This window comes from Pseudomonas sp. MN1F (genome assembly GCF_009391885.1).
Taxonomy (GTDB): Bacteria; Pseudomonadota; Gammaproteobacteria; order Pseudomonadales; family Pseudomonadaceae; genus Aquipseudomonas.
In genome coordinates this window covers 293,846-315,209 of record NZ_VZII01000007.1, presented here as the reverse complement: position 1 = coordinate 315,209, position 21,364 = coordinate 293,846, and the positions used below count along the sequence as shown (strand labels likewise).

General features: G+C 60.4%; 22 protein-coding genes. 15 read left to right on the top strand and 7 right to left on the bottom strand.

Annotated elements, in window-relative coordinates; translation table 11 throughout:
- Positions 1-88: 88 nt before the first annotated feature.
- The 4 genes from F6X59_RS04360 to F6X59_RS04345 all read left to right on the top strand — a co-directional run bounded on the left by F6X59_RS04360 (position 89) and on the right by F6X59_RS04345 (position 4,246).
- Positions 89-1,117, top strand: a complete 1,029-nt coding sequence (locus tag F6X59_RS04360) for an amino acid ABC transporter substrate-binding protein (RefSeq protein WP_152954834.1) — start codon at positions 89-91, stop codon at positions 1,115-1,117.
- Positions 1,118-1,184: 67 nt separating this feature from the next.
- Positions 1,185-2,363 (top strand): amino acid ABC transporter permease, encoded by a 1,179-nt coding sequence (locus F6X59_RS04355; RefSeq protein ID WP_152954832.1) that lies wholly within the window; start codon positions 1,185-1,187, stop codon positions 2,361-2,363.
- Between the two features lie 10 nt (positions 2,364-2,373).
- Positions 2,374-3,471 (top strand): amino acid ABC transporter permease, encoded by a 1,098-nt coding sequence (locus tag F6X59_RS04350; RefSeq protein WP_372240296.1) that lies wholly within the window; start codon positions 2,374-2,376, stop codon positions 3,469-3,471.
- A 10-nt stretch (positions 3,472-3,481) separates the two neighbouring features.
- Positions 3,482-4,246, top strand: a complete 765-nt coding sequence (locus tag F6X59_RS04345; protein ID WP_027918029.1) for an amino acid ABC transporter ATP-binding protein — start codon at positions 3,482-3,484, stop codon at positions 4,244-4,246.
- 34 nt (positions 4,247-4,280) lie between these two features.
- Here the strand turns inward: F6X59_RS04345 and algW are convergent, their stop codons facing one another.
- Positions 4,281-5,441, bottom strand: coding sequence for a Do family serine endopeptidase AlgW (gene algW / locus F6X59_RS04340; RefSeq protein WP_152954830.1), 1,161 nt, complete (start codon positions 5,439-5,441; stop codon positions 4,281-4,283).
- Positions 5,442-5,609: 168 nt separating this feature from the next.
- Here algW and F6X59_RS04335 point away from each other — a divergent pair, with 168 nt between their 5' ends.
- The 4 genes from F6X59_RS04335 to F6X59_RS04320 all read left to right on the top strand — a co-directional run bounded on the left by F6X59_RS04335 (position 5,610) and on the right by F6X59_RS04320 (position 10,125).
- On the top strand, positions 5,610-6,368 hold the full coding sequence (locus F6X59_RS04335) for a Nif3-like dinuclear metal center hexameric protein (protein ID WP_152954828.1): 759 nt from the start codon (positions 5,610-5,612) through the stop codon (positions 6,366-6,368).
- A gap of 218 nt (positions 6,369-6,586) precedes the next feature.
- On the top strand, positions 6,587-7,504 hold the full coding sequence (gene cysD, locus F6X59_RS04330) for a sulfate adenylyltransferase subunit CysD (RefSeq protein ID WP_003251799.1): 918 nt from the start codon (positions 6,587-6,589) through the stop codon (positions 7,502-7,504).
- Between the two features lie 15 nt (positions 7,505-7,519).
- A complete protein-coding gene (cysN, locus tag F6X59_RS04325; protein WP_152954826.1) occupies positions 7,520-9,421 on the top strand; it encodes a sulfate adenylyltransferase subunit CysN in 1,902 nt (633 codons plus the stop codon).
- Positions 9,422-9,675: 254 nt separating this feature from the next.
- The gene (locus F6X59_RS04320) at positions 9,676-10,125 is read left to right on the top strand and encodes a hypothetical protein (protein ID WP_152954824.1); all 450 of its coding nucleotides are present in this window, start codon (positions 9,676-9,678) and stop codon (positions 10,123-10,125) included.
- Positions 10,126-10,289: 164 nt separating this feature from the next.
- On the opposite strand, the gene F6X59_RS04315 is transcribed toward F6X59_RS04320, so the two are convergent.
- Together F6X59_RS04315 and F6X59_RS04310 are read right to left on the bottom strand one after the other, a co-directional pair.
- Entirely contained in the window at positions 10,290-10,553 is a 264-nt protein-coding gene (locus tag F6X59_RS04315) for a bacteriocin immunity protein (RefSeq protein ID WP_346653523.1), read from the bottom strand.
- The gene (locus tag F6X59_RS04310) at positions 10,550-10,870 is read right to left on the bottom strand and encodes an S-type pyocin (protein WP_152954819.1); all 321 of its coding nucleotides are present in this window, start codon (positions 10,868-10,870) and stop codon (positions 10,550-10,552) included. Before F6X59_RS04310 ends, F6X59_RS04315 begins: the two co-directional genes overlap by 4 nt.
- A gap of 652 nt (positions 10,871-11,522) precedes the next feature.
- On the opposite strand from F6X59_RS04310, the gene F6X59_RS04305 reads away from it, so the two are divergent.
- Positions 11,523-12,047 (top strand): hypothetical protein, encoded by a 525-nt coding sequence (locus F6X59_RS04305; protein ID WP_152954817.1) that lies wholly within the window; start codon positions 11,523-11,525, stop codon positions 12,045-12,047.
- Positions 12,048-12,140: 93 nt separating this feature from the next.
- Here F6X59_RS04305 and F6X59_RS04300 read toward each other — a convergent pair whose 3' ends face one another.
- The gene (locus F6X59_RS04300; RefSeq protein WP_152954815.1) at positions 12,141-12,620 is read right to left on the bottom strand and encodes an Lrp/AsnC family transcriptional regulator; all 480 of its coding nucleotides are present in this window, start codon (positions 12,618-12,620) and stop codon (positions 12,141-12,143) included.
- A 127-nt stretch (positions 12,621-12,747) separates the two neighbouring features.
- On the opposite strand from F6X59_RS04300, the gene F6X59_RS04295 reads away from it, so the two are divergent.
- Positions 12,748-13,944: a methionine gamma-lyase gene (locus F6X59_RS04295; protein WP_152954812.1), complete on the top strand. Its 1,197-nt coding sequence runs from the start codon at positions 12,748-12,750 to the stop codon at positions 13,942-13,944.
- 59 nt (positions 13,945-14,003) lie between these two features.
- Here the strand turns inward: F6X59_RS04295 and F6X59_RS04290 are convergent, their stop codons facing one another.
- On the bottom strand, positions 14,004-14,441 hold the full coding sequence (locus F6X59_RS04290; protein ID WP_346653522.1) for a ZapG family protein: 438 nt from the start codon (positions 14,439-14,441) through the stop codon (positions 14,004-14,006).
- 135 nt (positions 14,442-14,576) lie between these two features.
- Between F6X59_RS04290 and F6X59_RS04285 the strand changes: the two genes are divergently transcribed.
- The 3 genes from F6X59_RS04285 to zapE all read left to right on the top strand — a co-directional run bounded on the left by F6X59_RS04285 (position 14,577) and on the right by zapE (position 17,767).
- A complete protein-coding gene (locus F6X59_RS04285) occupies positions 14,577-15,212 on the top strand; it encodes an alpha/beta hydrolase (RefSeq protein ID WP_152954810.1) in 636 nt (211 codons plus the stop codon).
- Positions 15,213-15,237: 25 nt separating this feature from the next.
- Positions 15,238-16,587: a tryptophan--tRNA ligase gene (locus tag F6X59_RS04280; protein ID WP_152954808.1), complete on the top strand. Its 1,350-nt coding sequence runs from the start codon at positions 15,238-15,240 to the stop codon at positions 16,585-16,587.
- 85 nt (positions 16,588-16,672) lie between these two features.
- Complete coding sequence (gene zapE, locus F6X59_RS04275) at positions 16,673-17,767, top strand: cell division protein ZapE (RefSeq protein WP_152954805.1); 1,095 nt, start codon at positions 16,673-16,675, stop codon at positions 17,765-17,767.
- A gap of 119 nt (positions 17,768-17,886) precedes the next feature.
- Here zapE and F6X59_RS04270 read toward each other — a convergent pair whose 3' ends face one another.
- Together F6X59_RS04270 and F6X59_RS04265 are read right to left on the bottom strand one after the other, a co-directional pair.
- Positions 17,887-18,807, bottom strand: a complete 921-nt coding sequence (locus tag F6X59_RS04270; protein ID WP_178120030.1) for a GlxA family transcriptional regulator — start codon at positions 18,805-18,807, stop codon at positions 17,887-17,889.
- A 188-nt stretch (positions 18,808-18,995) separates the two neighbouring features.
- Positions 18,996-20,036, bottom strand: a complete 1,041-nt coding sequence (locus F6X59_RS04265) for an NADP(H)-dependent aldo-keto reductase (RefSeq protein ID WP_152954803.1) — start codon at positions 20,034-20,036, stop codon at positions 18,996-18,998.
- Positions 20,037-20,294: 258 nt separating this feature from the next.
- Here F6X59_RS04265 and rplM point away from each other — a divergent pair, with 258 nt between their 5' ends.
- Together rplM and rpsI are read left to right on the top strand one after the other, a co-directional pair.
- Positions 20,295-20,723: a 50S ribosomal protein L13 gene (rplM, locus tag F6X59_RS04260; RefSeq protein ID WP_003260798.1), complete on the top strand. Its 429-nt coding sequence runs from the start codon at positions 20,295-20,297 to the stop codon at positions 20,721-20,723.
- 14 nt (positions 20,724-20,737) lie between these two features.
- Positions 20,738-21,130, top strand: coding sequence for a 30S ribosomal protein S9 (rpsI, locus tag F6X59_RS04255; protein ID WP_003260797.1), 393 nt, complete (start codon positions 20,738-20,740; stop codon positions 21,128-21,130).
- The last annotated feature ends 234 nt before the right edge of the window (positions 21,131-21,364 follow it).

Here is a 21,364-nt window from a genome sequence, read left to right as displayed (position 1 = left end):
CAAGAACAAGCCAACACGGGTCGGATGCGCCTCAAAAGGGTGCGGTGCAATTCCGGCTCGTACAACAAGAGCAATTTGGAGGTTGTGAATGAAGATGTTGAAAACCACCCTGGCAGTCCTGACCGCTGCCGCTGCACTGGGCGCCGTGAGCAACGCCCAGGCCGGCGCCACCCTCGATGCGGTAAAGAAGAAGGGCTTCGTCCAGTGTGGCGTGAGCGACGGTCTTCCTGGCTTCTCGGTACCTGACAAGGAAGGCAAGATCGTCGGCATCGACGCCGACGTCTGCCGCGCCGTGGCCGCCGCCGTGTTCGGCGACGCGACCAAGGTCAAGTTCAGCCAGCTCAACGCCAAGGAGCGCTTCACCGCGCTGCAGTCGGGCGAAGTCGACGTGCTGTCGCGCAACACCACCTGGACCAGCTCGCGCGATGCCGGCATGGGCCTGGTGTTCGCTGGCGTCACCTACTATGACGGCGTTGGCTTCCTGGTCAACAAGAAGCTCGGCGTTTCCAGCGCCAAGGAACTCGACGGCGCGACCATCTGCATCCAGGCCGGTACCACCACCGAACTGAACGTTTCGGACTTCTTCCGTGCCAATGGCCTGAAGTACACCCCGATCACCTTCGACACCTCCGACGAAAGCGCCAAGTCGCTGGAATCCGGCCGTTGCGACGTGCTGACCTCGGACAAGTCGCAGCTGTTCGCCCAGCGCTCCAAGCTGGCCGCGCCGACCGACTACGTGGTGCTGCCGGAAACCATCTCCAAGGAGCCACTCGGCCCGGTGGTGCGTAAAGGCGACGAAGACTGGTTCAGCATCGTCAAGTGGACCCTGTTCGCCATGCTCAACGCTGAAGAGGCCGGCATCACCTCGAAGAACGTCGAGGCCGAGGCCAAGTCCACCAAGAACCCGGACGTCGCCCGCCTGCTGGGCGCTGACGGTGAATATGGCAAGGACCTCAAGCTGCCCAAAGACTGGGTAGTGCAGATCGTCAAGCAAGTCGGCAACTACGGCGAAGTGTTCGAGAAGAACCTGGGCCAGAACACCGACCTGAAGATCGACCGTGGCATGAACGCCCTGTGGAACAACGGCGGCATCCAGTACGCGCCACCTGTGCGCTGATGGCTGCACCCTGCGGCGGCATCCCGCCGCCGCAGGTTGTTCGAATCCCTATTTTTCGGGGCACTTCATGCAAAATCAAATTGGCGCACCCAAGGGGCTTTCCCTGAACGACCCGCGTGTGCGCGCCTGGCTGTTCCAGATTCTTACGATCGCCTTCGTGGTGGGCCTGGGCTGGTACCTGTTCCACAACACCCAGACCAACCTGCAACACCGCGGTATCACCTCGGGTTTCGACTTCCTCGAGCGTAGCGCCGGCTTCGGCATCGCCCAGCACCTGATTCCCTACGTGGAATCCGACAGCTATGCGCGTGTGTTCGTCATCGGCCTGCTCAATACCCTGCTGGTGACGTTCATTGGCGTGATCCTGGCGACCGTGCTCGGTTTCGTCATCGGCGTGGCGCGGCTGTCGCCAAACTGGATGATCAGCAAGCTGGCGACCGTGTATGTGGAAACCTTCCGCAACATCCCGCCGCTGCTGCAGATCCTGTTCTGGTACTTCGCGGTGTTCCTGACCCTGCCGGGGCCCAGGGGCAGCATCAACATCAATGACCTGTTCTTCATCAGCAACCGTGGCCTGAACATGCCCGGTGCCTCGATGGCCGATGGCTTCTGGCCGTTCGTGGTGGCCCTGGTGCTGGCGCTGGTGGCGATCGTGGTGATGGTGCGTTATGCCAACAAACGCTTCGATGCGACCGGCGAGCCGTTCCACAAGTTCTGGGTGGGGCTGGCGCTGTTCATTGCCATTCCAGGCGCCTGCGCGCTGCTGTTCGGCAGCCCGGTGCATTGGGAGGTGCCGCAGCTCAAGGGCTTCAACTTCGTCGGCGGCTGGGTGTTGATCCCCGAACTGCTGGCGCTGACCCTGGCGTTGACCATCTACACGGCGGCATTCATTGCCGAGATCGTGCGTTCGGGCATTCGCTCGGTGAGCCATGGCCAGACCGAAGCGGCCCACTCGCTTGGCCTGCGCGACGGCCCGACCCTGCGCAAGGTGATCATCCCCCAGGCACTGCGGGTGATCATTCCGCCGCTGACCAGCCAATACCTGAACCTGGCGAAGAACTCGTCGCTGGCAGCCGGTATCGGCTACCCGGAGATGGTCTCGCTGTTCGCCGGTACAGTGCTCAACCAGACCGGCCAGGCCATCGAGGTGATTGCCATCACCATGAGTGTCTATCTCGCCATCAGCATCAGCATTTCGCTGCTGATGAACTGGTACAACAAGCGCATCGCGCTGATCGAGCGGTGAGGATACGCCCGTGAATGCTCATGTTTTCAAACCCGACATGCCGCCTCCGGTGAAAACCGTCGGCGTGCTCGCATGGATGCGTGCAAACCTGTTCTCCAGCTGGCTCAACACCCTGCTGACCCTGTTCGCCGTGTACCTGGTGTGGCTGATCGTGCCGCCGCTGGTGCAATGGGCGTTGATCGACGCCAACTGGGTCGGCACCACCCGCGCCGACTGCACCCAGTCGGGCGCCTGCTGGGTGTTCGTGCAGCAGCGCTTTGGCCAGTTCATGTATGGCTACTACCCGGTCGAGTTGCGCTGGCGCGTGGACCTGACGGTATGGCTGGCCGTGCTCGGCGCGGCGCCGCTGTTCATCAAACGCTTCCCGCGCAAGGCGATCTACGGCCTGGGCTTCCTGGTGCTGTACCCGGTCCTCGCCTACACCTTGCTGCACGGTGGCCTGCTCGGCCTGAGCAACGTCGCCACCAGCCAGTGGGGCGGGCTGATGCTGACCCTGGTGATCGCCACCGTGGGGATCGTCGGCGCCTTGCCACTGGGCATCCTGCTGGCCCTTGGGCGGCGCTCGCGGATGCCGGCGGTGAAGGTGGTCTGCGTGACCTTCATCGAGTTCTGGCGTGGCGTGCCGCTGATTACCGTGCTGTTCATGTCGTCGGTGATGCTGCCGTTGTTCCTGCCAGAAGGCATGAGCTTCGACAAGCTGCTGCGGGCGATGATCGGGGTGATCCTGTTCCAGTCGGCGTATGTCGCCGAGGTGGTCCGCGGTGGCCTGCAGGCCATCCCCAAGGGCCAGTACGAAGCCGCTGCGGCCATGGGCCTGGGGTACTGGCGCTCGATGGGCCTGGTGATTCTGCCGCAGGCGCTCAAGCTGGTGATCCCCGGCATCGTCAACACCTTCATCGCCCTGTTCAAGGACACCAGCCTGGTGATCATCATCGGCCTGTTCGACCTGCTCAACAGCGTCAAGCAAGCCGCCGCTGACCCGGCCTGGCTGGGCATGGCCACCGAGGGCTATGTGTTTGCCGCCCTGGTGTTCTGGATTTTCTGTTTCGGTATGTCCCGCTACTCCATGCATCTGGAGCGCAAGCTGGACACTGGCCACAAGCGTTAGGAGTTTCGAAATGAGTGAAGCGATCAAGCAGCCTGCCGGCCCCGAAGGCATCATCCAGATGCAGGGCGTGAACAAGTGGTACGGCCAGTTCCATGTGCTCAAGGACATCAACCTGAACGTGCGCCAGGGCGAGCGCATCGTCCTGTGTGGCCCGTCCGGCTCGGGCAAGTCGACCACCATCCGCTGCCTCAACCGCCTGGAAGAGCACCAGCAGGGCCGCATCGTGGTCGATGGTGTGGAGCTGACCAACGACCTCAAGCAGATCGAAGCGATCCGCCGCGAGGTGGGCATGGTGTTCCAGCACTTCAACCTGTTCCCGCACCTGAGCATTCTGGAAAACTGCACCCTGGCGCCGATGTGGGTGCGCAAGATGCCCCGGCGCAAGGCCGAGGAAATTGCCATGCACTACCTGGAGCGGGTACGTATTCCAGAGCAGGCGCACAAGTTCCCTGGGCAGCTCTCCGGTGGCCAGCAGCAGCGCGTGGCGATTGCCCGGGCGCTGTGCATGAAACCGAAGATCATGCTGTTCGACGAACCGACCTCGGCGCTGGACCCGGAAATGGTCAAGGAAGTGCTCGACACCATGGTCGGCCTGGCCGAGGACGGCATGACCATGCTCTGCGTGACCCACGAAATGGGCTTTGCCCGCACCGTGGCGAACCGGGTGATCTTCATGGACAAGGGGGAGATCGTCGAGCAGGCGGCGCCGGATGACTTCTTCGACCGCCCGCGCAGTGACCGGACCAAGTTGTTCCTCAGCCAGATCCTGCACTGATGCAAGAAGGGGCCGCAAATGCGGCCCCTTCTTCTTATTTCTCTTCCTGCGTTGCTGCAGGTGCTGGAGGCGGGCGCAGCCCCACCTCGGCAATCAGCTTGAGCTGCTGACCATTGCGCATCACCTCGATGGTGATCTTGTCGGTCGGCTTGATCCGCGCCACCTGGTTCATCGACTTGCGCCCGTCGCCAGCCGGTTCGCCGTTGATGCTCAGGATCACATCGCCCAGCTGCAACCCGGCCTTCTGCGCCGGGCCATCACGGAAGATGCCCGCCACCACGATGCCCGGGCGGCCCTGCATGCCGAACGATTCAGCCAGCTCCTGGCTCAACGGCTGCACTTCAATGCCCAGCCAGCCGCGGATCACCTGGCCGTGTTCGACGATCGACTTCATCACCTCCAGCGCCAGCTTGATCGGGATGGCGAAGCCGATACCCTGGGAGCCACCGGACTTGGAGAAGATCGCGGTGTTGATGCCGACCAGGTTGCCATTGGCGTCGACCAGCGCACCACCGGAGTTGCCCGGGTTGATCGCCGCGTCGGTCTGGATGAAGTCTTCGTAGTTGTTCAGGCCCAGCTGGTTGCGGCCGGTGGCGCTGATGATGCCCATGGTCACGGTCTGGCCGACGCCGAACGGGTTGCCGATGGCCAATACCACATCACCGATGTGGATGTTGTCGGAGCGGCCGATGGTAATGGCTGGCAGGTTCTTCAGGTCGATCTTCAACACCGCCAGGTCGGTTTCCGGGTCGCTGCCGATCACCCGGGCCAAGGTTTCGCGGCCGTCTTTCAGGGCCACGACGATCTGGTCGGCGCCGCTGGTGACGTGGTTGTTGGTCAGCAGGTAGCCCTCGGGGCTCATGATCACCGCCGAACCCAGGCTCGACTCCCAGCGGCGCTGCTTGGGCAGGTTGTCACCGAAGAAGCGGCGGAATTGCGGGTCTTCGAACAACGGGTGGGCGGTCTTGTTCACCACCTTGGTGGTGTACAGGTTGACCACGGCCGGGGCGGCGAGGGTCACGGCGTCGGCGTAGGACACCGGGCCCTGCATGATCCGCGAGGTTTGCGGGGCTTGCTGCAGGTTGACGTCCTGGCTGGGCAGACCCACCCACTCGGGGTAGCGCTGGATGATCAGTACGGCGATCAGAATACCGGTGAGCAGGGGCCAGCCAAAGTAACGCAAAGCCTTGAACATGAACGAGTCCTGGAGAGAGCAAGGGCCGGTGGCCGCGCAGTGGGGCATGAGCGCGCGCGATCATACACCGGTTCCCCCGATGCCGGCGACGGCCCATAATGGCCGGCATTATACGGGCGTTCTGCAGGCGTTGCGCCCGAGAAAAGCGCAGATTTCGAGGAGATTTTCATGGCCGTCGCACTCAACACCCTGGTCGAGGAAGCCGAACGCTACCTGGGCAGCGCGAAGATCCAGGATTACTGCCCCAATGGCCTGCAGGTCGAGGGTCGACCACAGGTCAGCCGCATCGTCAGCGGGGTCACCGCCAGTCAGGCCTTGCTGGATGCCGCGGTCGAGGCCGAGGCCGACCTGATCCTGGTGCACCATGGTTATTTCTGGAAAGGTGAGAACCCGTGCGTTACCGGGATCCGTCAGCGCCGGCTGAAGACCTTGCTCAAGCACGACATCAGCCTGCTGGCGTTTCATCTGCCGCTGGACGTGCACCCGGAAGTCGGCAACAACGTGCAGCTGGCGCGGCAACTGGACATCACCGTCGAAGGGCCGCTGGACCCGGAAAACCCCAAGGTGGTCGGCCTGGTCGGTTCGCTGGCGGAGCCTGTGACCGCACGTGACTTCGCCCGTCGGGTGCAGGAAGTGCTCGGGCGTGAGCCGTTGCTGGTGGAAGGCGATCAGATGATCCGCCGGGTCGGCTGGTGCACCGGAGGCGGGCAGGGCTACATCGACACCGCGATTGCTGCGGGGGTGGACCTGTACCTCACTGGCGAGGCGTCCGAGCAGACCTATCACAGTGCCCGGGAGAACGGGGTGAGCTTCGTTGCCGCAGGGCACCATGCCACCGAGCGGTACGGGGTGCAGGCCTTGGGTGACTACCTGGCGCGGCGGTTTGCCCTGGAGCACCTGTTCATCGACTGCCCGAATCCCATCTGACATCCGGGCCAGTCTTCAGGCCGGCGCGGTCCCTGCGGGAGCGGGTTTACCCGCGAAAGGGCCGGGCCTGCCAGCCCCAAACCCCCAGTCATATCGTTAGACTTTTTCGATCTAGCCCGCCTCCTAAATAGAAGCAGCCGCTGTGATAAAGTGGCTCGCTCGAACACGGCCCGCTGGCCGTCCATAAGATCGTTTTTCGTGTTTTTTCGTGAGTAGCCATGGTCGACAAACTGACGCACTTGAAACAGCTGGAGGCGGAAAGCATCCACATCATCCGCGAGGTGGCCGCCGAGTTCGACAACCCGGTGATGCTGTACTCGATCGGCAAGGATTCCGCCGTGATGCTGCACCTGGCGCGCAAGGCCTTCTTCCCGGGCAAGCTGCCGTTCCCGGTGATGCACGTCGACACCCAGTGGAAATTCCAGGAGATGTACAGCTTCCGCGACAAGATGGTCGAGGAAATGGGCCTGGAGCTGATCACCCACGTCAACCCAGAGGGTGTGGCGCAGGGCATCAACCCCTTCACCCATGGCAGCTCCAAGCACACCGACATCATGAAGACCCAGGGCCTCAAGCAGGCGCTGGACAAGCATGGTTTCGACGCCGCCTTCGGTGGCGCGCGCCGCGACGAAGAGAAGTCGCGGGCCAAGGAACGTGTGTACTCGTTCCGTGACAGCAAGCACCGCTGGGACCCGAAGAACCAGCGCCCGGAGCTGTGGAACGTGTACAACGGCAAGGTCAACAAGGGCGAGTCGATCCGCGTCTTCCCGCTGTCGAACTGGACCGAGCTGGACATCTGGCAGTACATCTACCTCGAAGGCATCCCGATCGTGCCGCTGTACTTCGCCGCCGAGCGTGAAGTCATCGAGAAGAACGGCACCCTGATCATGATCGACGACGAACGCATCCTCGAGCACCTCTCCGAGGAAGAGAAGGCGCGCATCGTCAAGAAGAAGGTGCGTTTCCGTACCCTCGGCTGCTACCCGCTGACGGGCGCTGTCGAGTCGGAAGCCGAGACCCTGACGGACATCATTCAGGAAATGCTCCTGACCCGTACGTCCGAACGCCAGGGCCGTGTCATCGACCACGATGGCGCCGGTTCCATGGAAGACAAGAAACGCCAAGGCTACTTCTAATTTCAGGGTTACTCCATGTCGCACCAATCTGATCTGATCAGCGAGGACATCCTCGCCTACCTGGCCCAGCACGAGCGCAAGGAACTGCTGCGCTTCCTGACCTGCGGCAACGTCGACGATGGCAAGAGCACCCTGATCGGGCGCCTGCTGCACGATTCGAAGATGATCTACGAGGACCACCTCGAGGCCATCACCCGTGATTCGAAGAAAGTCGGCACCACTGGCGAGGAAGTCGACCTGGCGCTGCTGGTCGACGGCCTGCAGGCCGAGCGCGAGCAGGGCATCACCATCGATGTCGCCTACCGCTACTTCTCCACCGCCAAGCGCAAGTTCATCATCGCCGACACCCCGGGCCACGAGCAGTACACCCGCAACATGGCCACCGGCGCGTCCACCTGCGACCTGGCAATCATCCTGGTCGATGCCCGCTACGGCGTGCAGACCCAGACCCGTCGCCACAGCTACATCGCCTCGTTGCTGGGCATCAAGCACATCGTGGTCGCGGTCAACAAGATGGACCTCAAAGGCTTCGACGAAGGCGTATTCGAGTCGATCAAGGCCGACTACCTGAAGTTCGCCGACGCCATCAACCTGAAGCCAAGCAGCCTGCAATTCGTGCCGATGTCGGCGCTCAAGGGCGACAACGTGGTCAATCACAGCGAGCAATCGCCGTGGTACGCCGGCCCGACCTTGATGGAAATCCTCGAGACCGTCGAAGTGTCGGCCGACCGCAACTTCACCGACCTGCGTTTCCCGGTGCAGTACGTCAACCGCCCGAACCTGAACTTCCGCGGCTTCGCCGGCACCATCGCCAGCGGCGTGGTGCACAAGGGTGACGAAGTGGTCGTGCTGCCGTCGGGCAAGAGCAGCCGGGTCAAGTCCATCGTCACCTACGAAGGTGAACTGGAAAACGCTGGCCCAGGCCAGGCCGTTACCCTGACCATGGAAGACGAGATTGACATCTCCCGTGGCGACCTGCTGGTGCACGCCGATAACGTGCCGCCAGTCACCGACCAGTTCGACGCCATGCTGGTGTGGATGGCCGAGGAGCCGATGCTCCCGGGCAAGAAGTACGACATCAAGCGCGCTACCAGCTACGTGCCGGGCTCGATTGCCAGCATCACCCACAAGGTCGATGTGAACACCCTGGAGCAGGGCGCTGCCAGCGCGCTGCAGCTGAACGAGATCGGCCGGGTCAAGGTTGCCCTGGACGCCTCGATCGCCCTGGACGGTTACGACAGCAACCGCACCACCGGTGCGTTCATCGTCATCGACCGCCTGACCAACGGCACCGTCGGCGCCGGCATGATCATCGCGCCGCCAGTCTTGCCGCACGGCAGCACCGGCCAGCATGGCAAGCTCGCTCACGTGGCCACCGAAGAGCGCGCCCTGCGCTTCGGCCAGCAGCCTGCAACCGTGCTGTTCAGCGGCCTGTCCGGCGCTGGCAAGAGCACCCTGGCCTACGCTGTGGAGCGCAAGCTGTTCGATATGGGCCGTGCGGTGTACGTACTCGATGGCCAGAACCTGCGCCACGACCTGAACAAGGGCCTGCCACAGGACCGCGCCGGCCGCACCGAGAACTGGCGCCGCGCCGCCCACGTGGCTCGCCAGTTCAACGAAGCCGGCCTGCTGACCCTGGCGGCGTTCGTTGCCCCGGATGCCGAAGGCCGCGAGCAGGCCAAGGCGCTGATCGGCAAGGAGCGCCTGGTGACCGTTTACGTTCAGGCCTCGCCGTTGGCGTGCCGTGAGCGTGACCCGCAGGGGCTGTACGCCGCTGGGGGCGATAACATCCCGGGCGAAAGCTTCCCGTACGATGTGCCGCTGGATGCTGACCTGGTGATCGATACCCAGAACACCAGTGTTGATGAAGGCGTGAAGCAGGTGCTGGATGTGCTGCGCCAGCGTGGCGCGATCTAAGCATTGGTGCTTGTGAAAAACCCCGCTTCGGCGGGGTTTTTTGTTGGTGGATTTAATGGGCAGTGAGAGTGGGCTGCGGGGTGTTCGCCGCAGCATTTTCAGCGCCTAGGAGATCGAGCGCCAGCTCAAAACCCAAGACATGTATCTACGAGTGACGGCCGTGTTTACAAATAGACGCATTGAAAAATTGACTCATGCAACTGGAGAGCCATAGCCTCAGAGTTTACGGAATATCGAATTGCCGAGGAGGACTGATGGCTTCGGTTGCAACGCGTAATCAGGATGCAATAACCAGAATGAAAGCGCGCGCGCTCGAGCGTATCGACAGTCGCTGTCAGCTACTGGATGTGCAGGCAGCTTGCGAATTGTTGGGTATTACACAGCAAAAGTTGATCAAGGAGGCCAGCGCAGGGAAGCTTCTCGCATACACTCACACCGACGGTTGTAGGAAGTTTTACCCTTCGTTTCAGTTTGCGGAAAACAAACCTAAGGCAGTAGTTGCCTTGTTGATCAAGTCGCTTAACGTGACCCCTACGGATATCGAGGCCATGAATTTTCTGCTTCAGCATCTCGTCGGTAAGATGGACTATTCAGACCCAGGTGAGCTGAGCAACGAGGTGCCGCGCTTTGATCTGCTGGATGATGCAGTCGCCTTGGAAATCATCAAGCGTGATTACGTTAATGCTTTGATCCCGGGCCAATAGTAAGGACCTCGGGGAAGGCCCTTTTCTCGCTGTGCATAGCCGTTAACGTATCTAGCCTTCTTGTCCTTGGTGGGATTGAAGTTCAGGTCTGTGTCACTTCAGCGTTCAGACCCTGCCATCGGCGCAACCGGATAGAAGCAGCATCAACACCCATACAAATTTGTTCATTGCATATCCTTGAACAGGGGAAGTTCCTTTGATTTTCGCCAGGCAATGATCCGTGCGATCACCCCCACGGCGCAGCCTTCCAGTTCGTTTGCAGGGTAGTAGAGGAGGTCAGAGCCATCCGGATGTCCGGCCATCTCGATAAAGTGTTCGAGTAAGCGATCCTGCCAGGCGGAGGTACCAGATGCCTGTAGCAATTCCTCAACCACTGTCCTGAATTCGGCGCAGGTGTAGTCGGCAAGGGAGTGTTTTTGACTGATCACCACTTCACCTCCGATGACAGCGCGTACTGCAGGGCGCTCATGATCCGCATGTTTTCGGCGTCGTACGTCGCACCGCAAAAGGCAGGTGGGTCGATGTGGCAGATCTGATAGTCGCGTACGCCTTTTGCGGTTTCACCGAAAGGCGCGCGAGGTGGCCATCCTTGCTTGATGCGGTTGAGTTGCGAGGTAACGAATTGTTGGGAGTAGATCGGGTCTTCGGCGATTGCCAGCCAGAAAGCCTGGGAGAAATCGTCGAAGTTGTTGAAGATTTGCTCAGCAAGCTTGTTTGCGATGTGGTTGGGTAATGGTAATGCCATGTCAGCGTTCCCCTCCTGATTGATGCTGGTAGCATCGCTTAAGTTGCGCGGTAGTTAAGTGTTCGAGGTACTATGTAAAGTGTGAGGGTTTTTCTGTTTTTTGTAGGTTTTTTCCTTGCTGGTTTAACAGCTGCAGTAGTATGCCCCCGCCGTTGGATCTTGGGTTGCCTGCTTGCCATGGCTTCAGGTCATTGGTTTCTTGATCCAGCGACGGTGCTCTTGATAATCCATCATCCGTTCGCAGCCCTGTTTGTAAGGGTCCATGTCACACTGGAATTTCATTTCTTCTCTGTTAGGAAGCAAAAGGGGCATCTCGCCTTTGCATCCGGATAATATGAGAATAACGACTGCTAATAGCTTTTTCATACAGTTCTCGAATTTATGTGTAGTGACGTTATTTGGGGCGTTGTTTGGTGTGTTAGGTATATTTTGCCTGCCGAGTGGGCGCTTGCCATGCCTGAGAGATTATGACTAATTCCTCAATGCGAAATGTGATGACTATATGTGGGTGGATTCTATTGTTGTTGTAGGATTTTTTCCCATGGCAGGGGTGGGAATACTTTTTGGTGTGAATGTTGATTGCATTTGCGGATGATGAGTGCGTACCACTAGTTGAGTAGTGTCTGGCACTTACCTGAAGGAGACTTTCGTCATGGAAAAAAGCAAGTATCAACAAATACAATATCAGCTGTTTCAAGGGTCTGGAGGGGTATTGCTTCCTCCTAACCAGGCCATGCGGGCGGGGCATTTCATAAAATCTGATAATGGAAGGTTTGTACTTCGTCTCAGGGACGATGGTAATCTGGTTTTGGAAGACGCTGGTTCGGTCGTTTGGGTCGCTGACCATACGCAGCCATATAGCTCTACGTTCCGTAATCGATCTCGTGAGCCACTTCAGTTTGTCGTGAGTAACTCAGGTTTTTTATATGATCCGTCACGCGATAGGATATGGTCCGCGCAGAGCACGGAGACGCTGGATAGATCGTATTGGACAAATAATTACCTGAAGGTTACCGATACTGGAAATATTATAATTTTTGATGGCCGCAATGGGGAGGTTCGATGGGCGCGTCAAGGTTATGTGCCAGGACGACTGCCTCGAAATCCAAAAATATACCCTCATGTTTACCCTCCCATTCCTGATCCGTTTATTAAAATCCCTCACGATTATCCATGAGTCATAGCGGTGCATTAGAGCTTGTCGATCTCCAAACTGCACGCGTTGCTCTGATGCTAGCGGTTTGGAGACCGTTATAGACGGTGCGGCTTTTCAGATGTGTATTTCTGATACCGGAATCACTCGTTTTTCCTTGACCGCCTTATAGGAAAAACTCGAATAAATCTCCTTCACCCCCGGCAACCGCTGCAGTACCTCCCGAGTAAATTCCCCGAACGACTCCAGATCCCTCGCCAGAATCTCCAACAGAAAGTCATACCGCCCAGAGATGTTGTGACAAACAACAATCTCGGGAATCTCCATCAGTCGCTGCTCGAATGCCAGCGCCATGTCCTTGGTATGCGAATCCATCATGATGCTGACAAACGCCGTCACCCCAAAGCCCAGCGACTTGGGCGACAAGATGGCCTGGTAGCCGGTGATATAGCCGTTATCCTCCAGCAACTTGACCCGCCGCCAGCACGGCGAGGTGGTCAGCGCAACCTGGTCTGCAAGTTCGGAAATGGTCAGACGGGCGTTGTCCTGCAGGGCAGCGAGCAGAGCGCGGTCGGTGCGGTCGAGGCTTGAAGGCATGATTTGCCCTCCTGGTGTTGTAATTGTTGTTTTCATTCCAAAACAGGCGCGAATGCGTGGGCAATTTTGGAAAAATTCAGGCAGCTCGGTGGCATAAGCTTATAACAAACCACCAGAGGCTGTTGCCATGCGCGACTCCCATAACAACACCGGTTTTTCCACCCGCGCCATCCATCATGGCTACGATCCGCTTTCCCACGGCGGCGCCCTGGTGCCACCGGTTTACCAGACCGCAACCTATGCCTTCCCCAGCGTCGAATACGGCGCGGCGTGCTTTGCCGGTGAGGAGGGCGGGCACTTCTACAGCCGTATCTCCAACCCGACCCTGGCCTTGCTGGAGCAGCGCATGGCTTCTCTGGAAGGGGGCGAGGCAGGCTTGGCGCTGGCGTCGGGCATGGGGGCCATCACCTCGACGCTATGGACCCTGCTGCGCCCCGGTGACGAGTTGATCGTCGGGCGCACGGTGTATGGCTGCACTTTCGCCTACATGCACCATGGCATCGGCGAGTTCGGAGTGAAGGTGCGCCATGTCGACCTCAATGACGCCAAGGCCTTGAAGGCTGCGATCAACGCTAAAACCCGGATGATCTACTTCGAAACCCCGGCCAACCCGAACATGCAACTGGTCGATATCGCGGCAGTTGCTGAAGCGGCGCGGGGGCATGACCTGCATATCGTGGTCGACAATACCTATTGCACGCCTTACCTGCAGCGGCCGCTGGAGCAGGGGGCCGACCTGGTGGTGCATTCGGCGACCAAGTACCTCAGTGGGCACGGCGATATCACGGCCGGGCTGGTGATCGGACGCAAGGCACTGGTGGACCGCATTCGCCTTGAAGGCCTCAAGGACATGACGGGCGCTGTGCTGTCGCCGCACGATGCCTCGCTGCTGATGCGTGGCATCAAGACACTCGCTTTGCGTATGGATCGCCACTGCGCGAATGCCCAGCGGGTTGCCGAGTTTCTCGCGGTCCAGCCACAGGTGGAGCTGATCCAGTATCCGGGGCTACCATCGTTTGCCCAGTACGAACTGGCGCAGCGGCAGATGCGCTTGCCGGGCGGCATGATCGCTTTCGAACTCAAGGGCGGGATCGAGGCCGGGCGGCGCTTCATGAATGCGCTGCAACTGTTTGCCCGGGCGGTGAGCCTGGGGGATGCCGAATCGCTGGCGCAGCATCCGGCGAGCATGACCCACTCCAGCTACACGCCCGAAGAGCGGGCGCATCACGGCATTTCCGAGGGGTTGGTGCGGTTGTCGGTGGGGCTGGAGGATGTGGAGGATCTGCTGGCGGATGTCGAGCAGGCTTTGAAGGCTTGTAGCTAAATCAGTGAATCACACTCAAGAAAAAGGCCTCATGCGAGGCCTTTGTTCTTTTCAGCGGATCAGCGCTTGAGCCCGTAGCTCTCGTCCAGCATGCCCGGCGAGTTCGGCGTTTTGGGCGCGTAATCACGTGGCACTTCGGCGGTGTCTTTTGGTGGGGTCAGGCGATCGCGTGGAACCTGAGAGCCTTCCGAGTGCAGTGCAGCCAGCAGGCGTTGGCGGGTCACGTCGTCGAGGGCCAGGGCGTTGGCACCCTCTGCCAGGTGATCCTGTACATCCTGGTAGCTCTGGGTCAGCCGTTTGACCAGCACGGCAGTGCTGTTGAAGTGGGTGACCACCTCATTCTGGTAAGTGTCGAAGCGCTTCTGAATATCATCCAGCTGACGCTGAGTGCTGCTGGGCGCCGCATTGGGCAGCAGGCGGGCAACGATGAAACCGACCGCCACACCGATGACCAGGGCCAGGGTTGGCAACAACCAAACAAGGAGCGAGAGTTCCACGAGTCCTTCCTCTATAAACGGCTTTGCTTTACGTTAACGGCTCAGACCTGCGCTGTATACCGCGAGCGATCGCAAATCAGAACAGAATTCCTCACCTAGACGAAACGACCCCCTTCGAGGTCACGGAGTAGTGCCTTGCTTGTCCGCGAAACCCCCTTGTTCATCGATGGCCCGATCGGCCAGCTGGAAGCCTTGTACCTGGACGTGGCCGATGCCCGCGGTGCGGTGTTGATCTGCCACCCCAACCCGGTCCAGGGCGGCACCATGCTCAACAAGGTGGTCTCGACCCTGCAGCGCACCGCCCGCGATGCCGGCTACGTGACCTTGCGCTTCAATTACCGCGGCGTTGGCCAGAGCGCCGGCAGCCATGACATGGGCGCTGGCGAAGTGGCCGATGCCGAGGCCGCAGCGGCCTGGTTGCGTGCCAAGCATCCCGAGCTGCCGTTGGTACTGATGGGCTTCTCGTTCGGTGGCTTTGTCGCCACCAGCCTGGCCGGGCGCCTGGAAGCCCAGGGCGTGGCGCTGCAGCAGCTGTTCATGATCGCCCCGGCGGTGATGCGCCTGACCGCAGAGTTCCCGCTGCCGCAACACTGCCCGATCGCTGTGGTGCAGCCGGACGCCGACGAAGTCGTCGATCCGCAGCTGGTTTACGAATGGTCCGACGCACTGGGGCGCCCCCATGAGCTGCTGAAAGTGGCAGAATGCGGACACTTCTTCCATGGCAAGCTGACCGATCTGAAGGATCTGCTGCTGCCGCGCCTTTCGAACTGAGCCAAGCCTGAATAAGCGAACACCCATGACCACGCGCATCCTCACCGGTATCACCACCACCGGCACCCCGCACCTGGGCAACTACGCCGGCGCCATCCGCCCGGCGATCGTCGCCAGCCAGCAACCGGGTGTCGACTCGTTCTACTTCCTGGCCGACTACCACGCCCTGATCAAGTGCGACGACCCGCTGCGCATCCAGCGCTCGCGCCTGGAAATCGCCGCCACCTGGCTGGCTGGTGGCCTGGACCCGGCGAAGGTGACCTTCTACCGCCAGTCCGACATCCCCGAGATCCCCGAGCTGACCTGGCTGCTGACCTGCGTTGCGGCCAAGGGCCTGCTCAACCGCGCCCACGCCTACAAGGCCTCGGTGGACAAGAACCTGGAAGCCGGCGAAGACCCGGATGCCGGCGTGACCATGGGCCTGTACAGCTACCCGGTGCTGATGGCCGCGGACATCCTGATGTTCAACGCCAACAAGGTGCCGGTCGGTCGTGACCAGATCCAGCACGTGGAAATGGCCCGCGACATCGGCCAGCGTTTCAACCACCTGTTCGGCCAGGGCAACGACTTCTTCGCCCTGCCGGAAGCGGTGATCGAGGAGAGCGTGGCGACCCTGCCGGGCCTGGACGGTCGCAAGATGTCCAAGAGCTACGACAACACCATCCCGCTGTTCACCAGCGCCAAGGACATGAAAGACGCCATCTCGCGCATCGTCACCGACTCGCGTGCACCTGGCGAAGCCAAGGACCCGGACAACTCGCACCTGTTCACCCTGTTCCAGGCCTTCTCGACGCCGGCGCAGTGCGCCGAGTTCCGCGAAGAGCTGCTGCAGGGCCTGGGCTGGGGCGACGCGAAACAGCGCCTGTTCCAGCTGCTCGACGGCCAGTTGGCCGAGAAGCGCGAGCACTACCACCAGCTGATCGCGCGCCCGGCGGACCTGGAGGACATCCTCCTTGCTGGCGCCGCCAAGGCCCGCAAGATCGCCACCCCGTTCCTCGAACAGCTGCGTGAAGCCGTTGGCCTGCGCTCGTTCCGCAGCAGCGTGCAGGCCAACACCGAAGTGAAGAAGAAAGCCGCCAAGAGTGCGCGCTTCGTCAGCTTCCGTGATGAAGACGGCAGCTTCCGCTTCCGCCTGCTGGCCGCCGATGGCGAGCAACTGCTGCTGTCGCGCAGCTTCGCCGACGGCAAGAGCGCCGGTGCCGTGAGCAAGCAGCTGCAGCAGGGTGGCGACGCCGATGTGCGCGTTGATGGCCTGGGCTTCAGCCTGTGGCTGAACGATGAGCAGGTTGCCGACGGGCCGCAGTTCGACACTGCCGAAGCCCGTGATTCGGCCATCGAAAGCCTGCGTGTAGCGCTTCAGCCGCAACAGGACTGAGGCATTTCGCCGCAAGTCTGATTGCCATTAAGCGGGCCTGTCGCTACAGTGACGGCCCGTTTTTTGTTGCCTCGCTAACGAAATCATGACGCCCCTAGAACGATATCAAGCAGATCTGAAACGTCCCGACTTCTTCCATGATGCGGCGCAGGAAACTGCGGTTCGTCACCTGCAGCGCCTGTACGACGACCTGGTGCACGCGCAGAACAACAAGCCGGGCATGTTCGGCAAGCTGTTCGGCAAGAAGGAGCAGACGCCAGTCAAGGGTCTGTACTTCTGGGGTGGGGTAGGGCGCGGCAAGACCTATCTGGTCGACACCTTCTACGAAGCGCTGCCGTTCAAGCAGAAGATGCGCACGCACTTCCACCGCTTCATGAAGCGCGTCCACGAGGAAATGAAAACCCTCAAGGGCGAGAAGAACCCGCTGACCCTCATCGCCAAGCGCTTCAGCGACGAAGCCAGGGTGATCTGCTTCGACGAATTCTTCGTCTCCGACATCACCGATGCCATGATCCTCGGCACCCTGATGGAAGAGCTGTTCAAGAACGGCGTCTCGCTGGTGGCGACTTCCAACATCGTCCCTGACGGCCTGTACAAGGACGGCCTGCAGCGCGCGCGCTTCCTGCCGGCCATCGCCATGATCAAGCAGTTCACCGACGTAGTGAACGTCGACAGCGGCGTCGACTACCGTCTGCGCCACCTGGAGCAGGCCGAACTGTTCCACTTCCCGCTCAACGACGCAGCGCACCAGAGCCTGCGCGCCAGCTTCAAGGCGCTGACGCCCGAGTGCACCCAGGCCGTCGAGAACGACGTGCTGATGATCGAAAACCGCCCGATCACTGCCCTGCGCACCTGCGACGACGTCGCCTGGTTCGACTTCCGCGCCCTGTGCGACGGGCCGCGCAGCCAGAACGACTACATCGAGCTGGGCAAGATCTTCCATGCCGTGTTGCTGAGCAACGTGGAGCAGATGGGCGTCACCACCGACGACATTGCCCGCCGCTTCATCAACATGGTGGACGAGTTCTACGACCGCAACGTCAAGCTGATCATCTCGGCCGAAGTGGAACTCAAGGACCTGTACACCGGCGGGCGCCTGAGCTTCGAGTTCCAGCGGACCTTGAGCCGCTTGCTGGAAATGCAGTCGCACGAGTTCCTTTCGCGCCCGCACAAACCCTAAGGGCAGCGGCAAGCCACAAGCTGCAAGCGGTAAGAAAAAGCCAGAACAGTTCGAGAGCTGCTCTGGCTTTTTTGCTTTTTCTTGCCGCTTGCAGCTTCCGGCTTGAAGCTCAGGAGGCCTCAGGCTTCCTGCATGAACTGCTGCCGATACTGGTTCGGCGACAACTCCGTGTGCTGGCGGAACAACCGCGCAAAGAAACTCGCATCGTCATAGCCGACCTCATAACTGATGGTCTTGATGCTCTTGCGCGTGCTCGACAGCAGCCCCTTGGCCGTCTCGATGCGTAGCCGCTGCAGGTAGTGCAACGGCTTGTCGCCGGTCGCTCCCTGGAAGCGGCGCATGAAGTTGCGGATGCTCATGCCATGGTTGCGGGCCACATCCTCGAAGCGGAACTTGTCGGCGAAGTGTTCCTCCAGCCAGTGCTGGATCTGCAGGATGATCAGGTCCTGGTGCAGCTTCTGGCCGCCAAAGCCCATGCGCCCTGGGGTGTAGTTGCGCTGCACTTCGTAGAGGATGTCGCGGGCCACGGCACGCGCCACATTGGCGCCGCAGAAACGCTCGATCAGGTAGATGTACAGGTCGCAGGCCGATGTGGTGCCGCCGGCGCAGTACAGATTGTCGGCGTCGGTCAGGTGCTTGTCCTGGTTCAGGCGAATCTTCGGGAAGCGCTCGGTGAAGCTGTTGAAGAAGCGCCAGTAGGTGGTCGCTTCCTTGCCGTCGAGCAGGCCGGATTCGGCCAGCCAGAACACCCCGCTGGCTTCAGCGCACAGCACGGCGCCACGGGCGTGCTGTTCGCGCAGCCAAGGCAGCACCTGTGGATAACGTTGCAGCAGGTTGTCGAAATCCTCCCAGAAGGCCGGGAGGATGATCACGTCGGCATCATCGAGGCCGCCATCGACCGGCAGCTGCACATTGCTGAAGCTGTCCACCGGCTGGGCATCGGGGCTCACCAGGTGAATCTCGAACATGGGCTGCAAGCCCAGGCCCAGCTGCTTGCTGTAGCGCAAGCTGGCGAGGTGGAAGAAATCCTTGGCCTGCATCAGGGTCGAAGCGAACACCTTGTCAATGGCCAGGATGCTGACGCGCCGCAACGACGCGGAGGGTTGGGTAAACATCATTGTCATTGTTCTTATAGGGTAGAGTGGTCAATCACCGGCTGGATCGTCTTATTTTTTGGCGATTGTGTCTACCCCGTGTCACAGAAGGGCCGCGTGGCGGCCCATGCTGTTCAAGGCGCGGGATTCGGCTGCTCCTGATGGATCGCCTCGATTGCCGCGAGCAGTTCGTCGCTGAGGTTCAGCTGCTGGCTGTCGAGATTGCTCTGCAGTTGCACCAGGTCGGTTGCGCCAATGATGTTGCTGGTCACGAATGGCTGCCGGGTCACGAACGCCAGGGCCATCTGTGCCGGGTCCAGGCCGTGCGCCCGGGCCAGCTGTACATAGCGGCTGCAGGCTGCCACGGTCTGCGGGTTGGAATAGCGGGCGAAGCGGCTGAACAGGGTCAGGCGGCCTTTTTCTGGCCGGGCACCGTTCTCGTACTTGCCTGAGAGCAAGCCGAACGCCAGTGGCGAATAGGCCAGCAGGCCGCATTGTTCGCGGATCGCCACTTCCGCCAGGCCCACTTCGAAGCTGCGGTTGAGCAGGTTGTAAGGGTTCTGGATCGACACCGCCCGCGGCCAGCCGCGGCTATCGGCCAGTTGCAGGAACTTCATGGTGCCCCACGGGGTTTCGTTGGACAGGCCGATGTGACGGATCTTGCCGGCACGCACCTGCTCGTCGAGCACCTCGAGGGTTTCTTCCAGTGGGGTGAACAGGTCGTTGGCCAGGTGCTGGTAACCCAGCTTGCCGAAGAAGTTGGTGCTGCGCTCCGGCCAGTGCAGCTGGTAGAGGTCGATGCGGTCGGTGTGCAGGCGCTTGAGGCTCTCGTCCAGCGCGGCGACGATGTGCTGGCGGTTGTGCTTGAGTTGGCCGTCGCGGATGTGGCTGATGCCGTTGCCAGGGCCGGCGACCTTGCTGGCCAATACCCAGTCATCGCGATCACCGTTGGCCCGGAACCAGTTGCCGATGATGCGCTCGGTGGCGGCATAGGTTTCCGGGCGTGGCGGCACCGGATACATCTCGGCGGTGTCGATGAAGTTGATGCCGCTGGCCTTGGCCAGCGCAATCTGCTCGAAGGCCTCGTCCTGGGTGTTCTGCTCGCCCCAGGTCATGGTGCCCAGGCACAGGGCGCTGACGTCGAGGTCGGTACGGCCGAGCTTGCGGTATTCCATCGGGAAAACACTCCTTGGCAAAAGAAGCCCATCAAAGCAGGTTGAAATTTTTCGCGCAATCTGGATAATTCTGCCCCTCTCCGTGTGGCGGAAGTGATGCACCACCTCGCAGGAAGAACCCCGTCGAACATTGGCGTGCCCGACCCGAGCCCCCAAAAGCGTCAGCGTTCGGCTGCGCGCTTGCCCTTGGCAAGTTGTGCACTATCCAGTAAGATTCGCCGTCTATTTTTCGCTGGGCGGCCTCTGAGGCTTTAGAGAATGAAAACTTTTACTGCTAAACCGGAAACAGTAAAGCGCGAGTGGTTCGTAGTCGACGCCGCTGGCCAGACCCTGGGTCGTCTGGCTACCGAAATCGCTAGCCGTCTGCGTGGCAAACACAAACCAGAATACACCCCTCACGTTGACACCGGCGACTACATCGTCGTCATCAACGCTGAACAGGTTCGTGTGACTGGTGCCAAGTCTTCCGACAAAATGTACTACTCCCACTCCGGTTTCCCAGGCGGTATCAAGGAAATCAACTTCGAGAAGTTGATCGCCAAGGCCCCTGAGCGTGTTATCGAAACCGCGGTCAAGGGCATGCTGCCTAAGAACCCGCTGGGTCGCGACATGTACCGTAAGCTGAAAGTGTACGCGGGTGCTGCTCACCCACACACTGCTCAGCAGCCTCAAGAACTGAAGATCTAACGGGAAAGTTCATTATGTCGGCGACTCAAAATTACGGCACTGGCCGTCGCAAGACCGCAACCGCTCGCGTTTTCCTGCGTCCGGGTACTGGTAACATTTCCATCAACAACCGTTCTCTGGACGTGTTCTTCGGTCGCGAAACCGCTCGCATGGTTGTTCGCCAGCCGCTCGAGCTGACCGAAACCGTTGAGAAATTCGACATCTACGTCACCGTTTCCGGTGGTGGTGTCAGCGGTCAGGCCGGTGCGATCCGTCACGGTATCACCCGCGCCCTGATGGAATACGACGAAACCCTGCGTGGCGCTCTGCGTCGTGCTGGCTACGTCACCCGCGACGCTCGTGAAGTCGAGCGTAAGAAAGTGGGTCTGCGTAAAGCGCGTAAGCGTCCTCAGTACTCCAAGCGTTAATACCGCTTCGGCAGTCGAAAAAAGCCCGGTTCCTTGGAACCGGGCTTTTTTTTGTGCTTGAACTACCCTGTCAGCATGTCGGTGACCACTTGTCGCATAGACGCAGATCAAGCAAAGCGCGGGTTATAGCTCCTTGTGGGGGTAATCACCTTGTCACTGTGTGGATTTGTTTCTTACCATGGCGGCCAATTTTTAGCGCCACAGACACAACCTAAGTACAGGTCAGGTCCAACT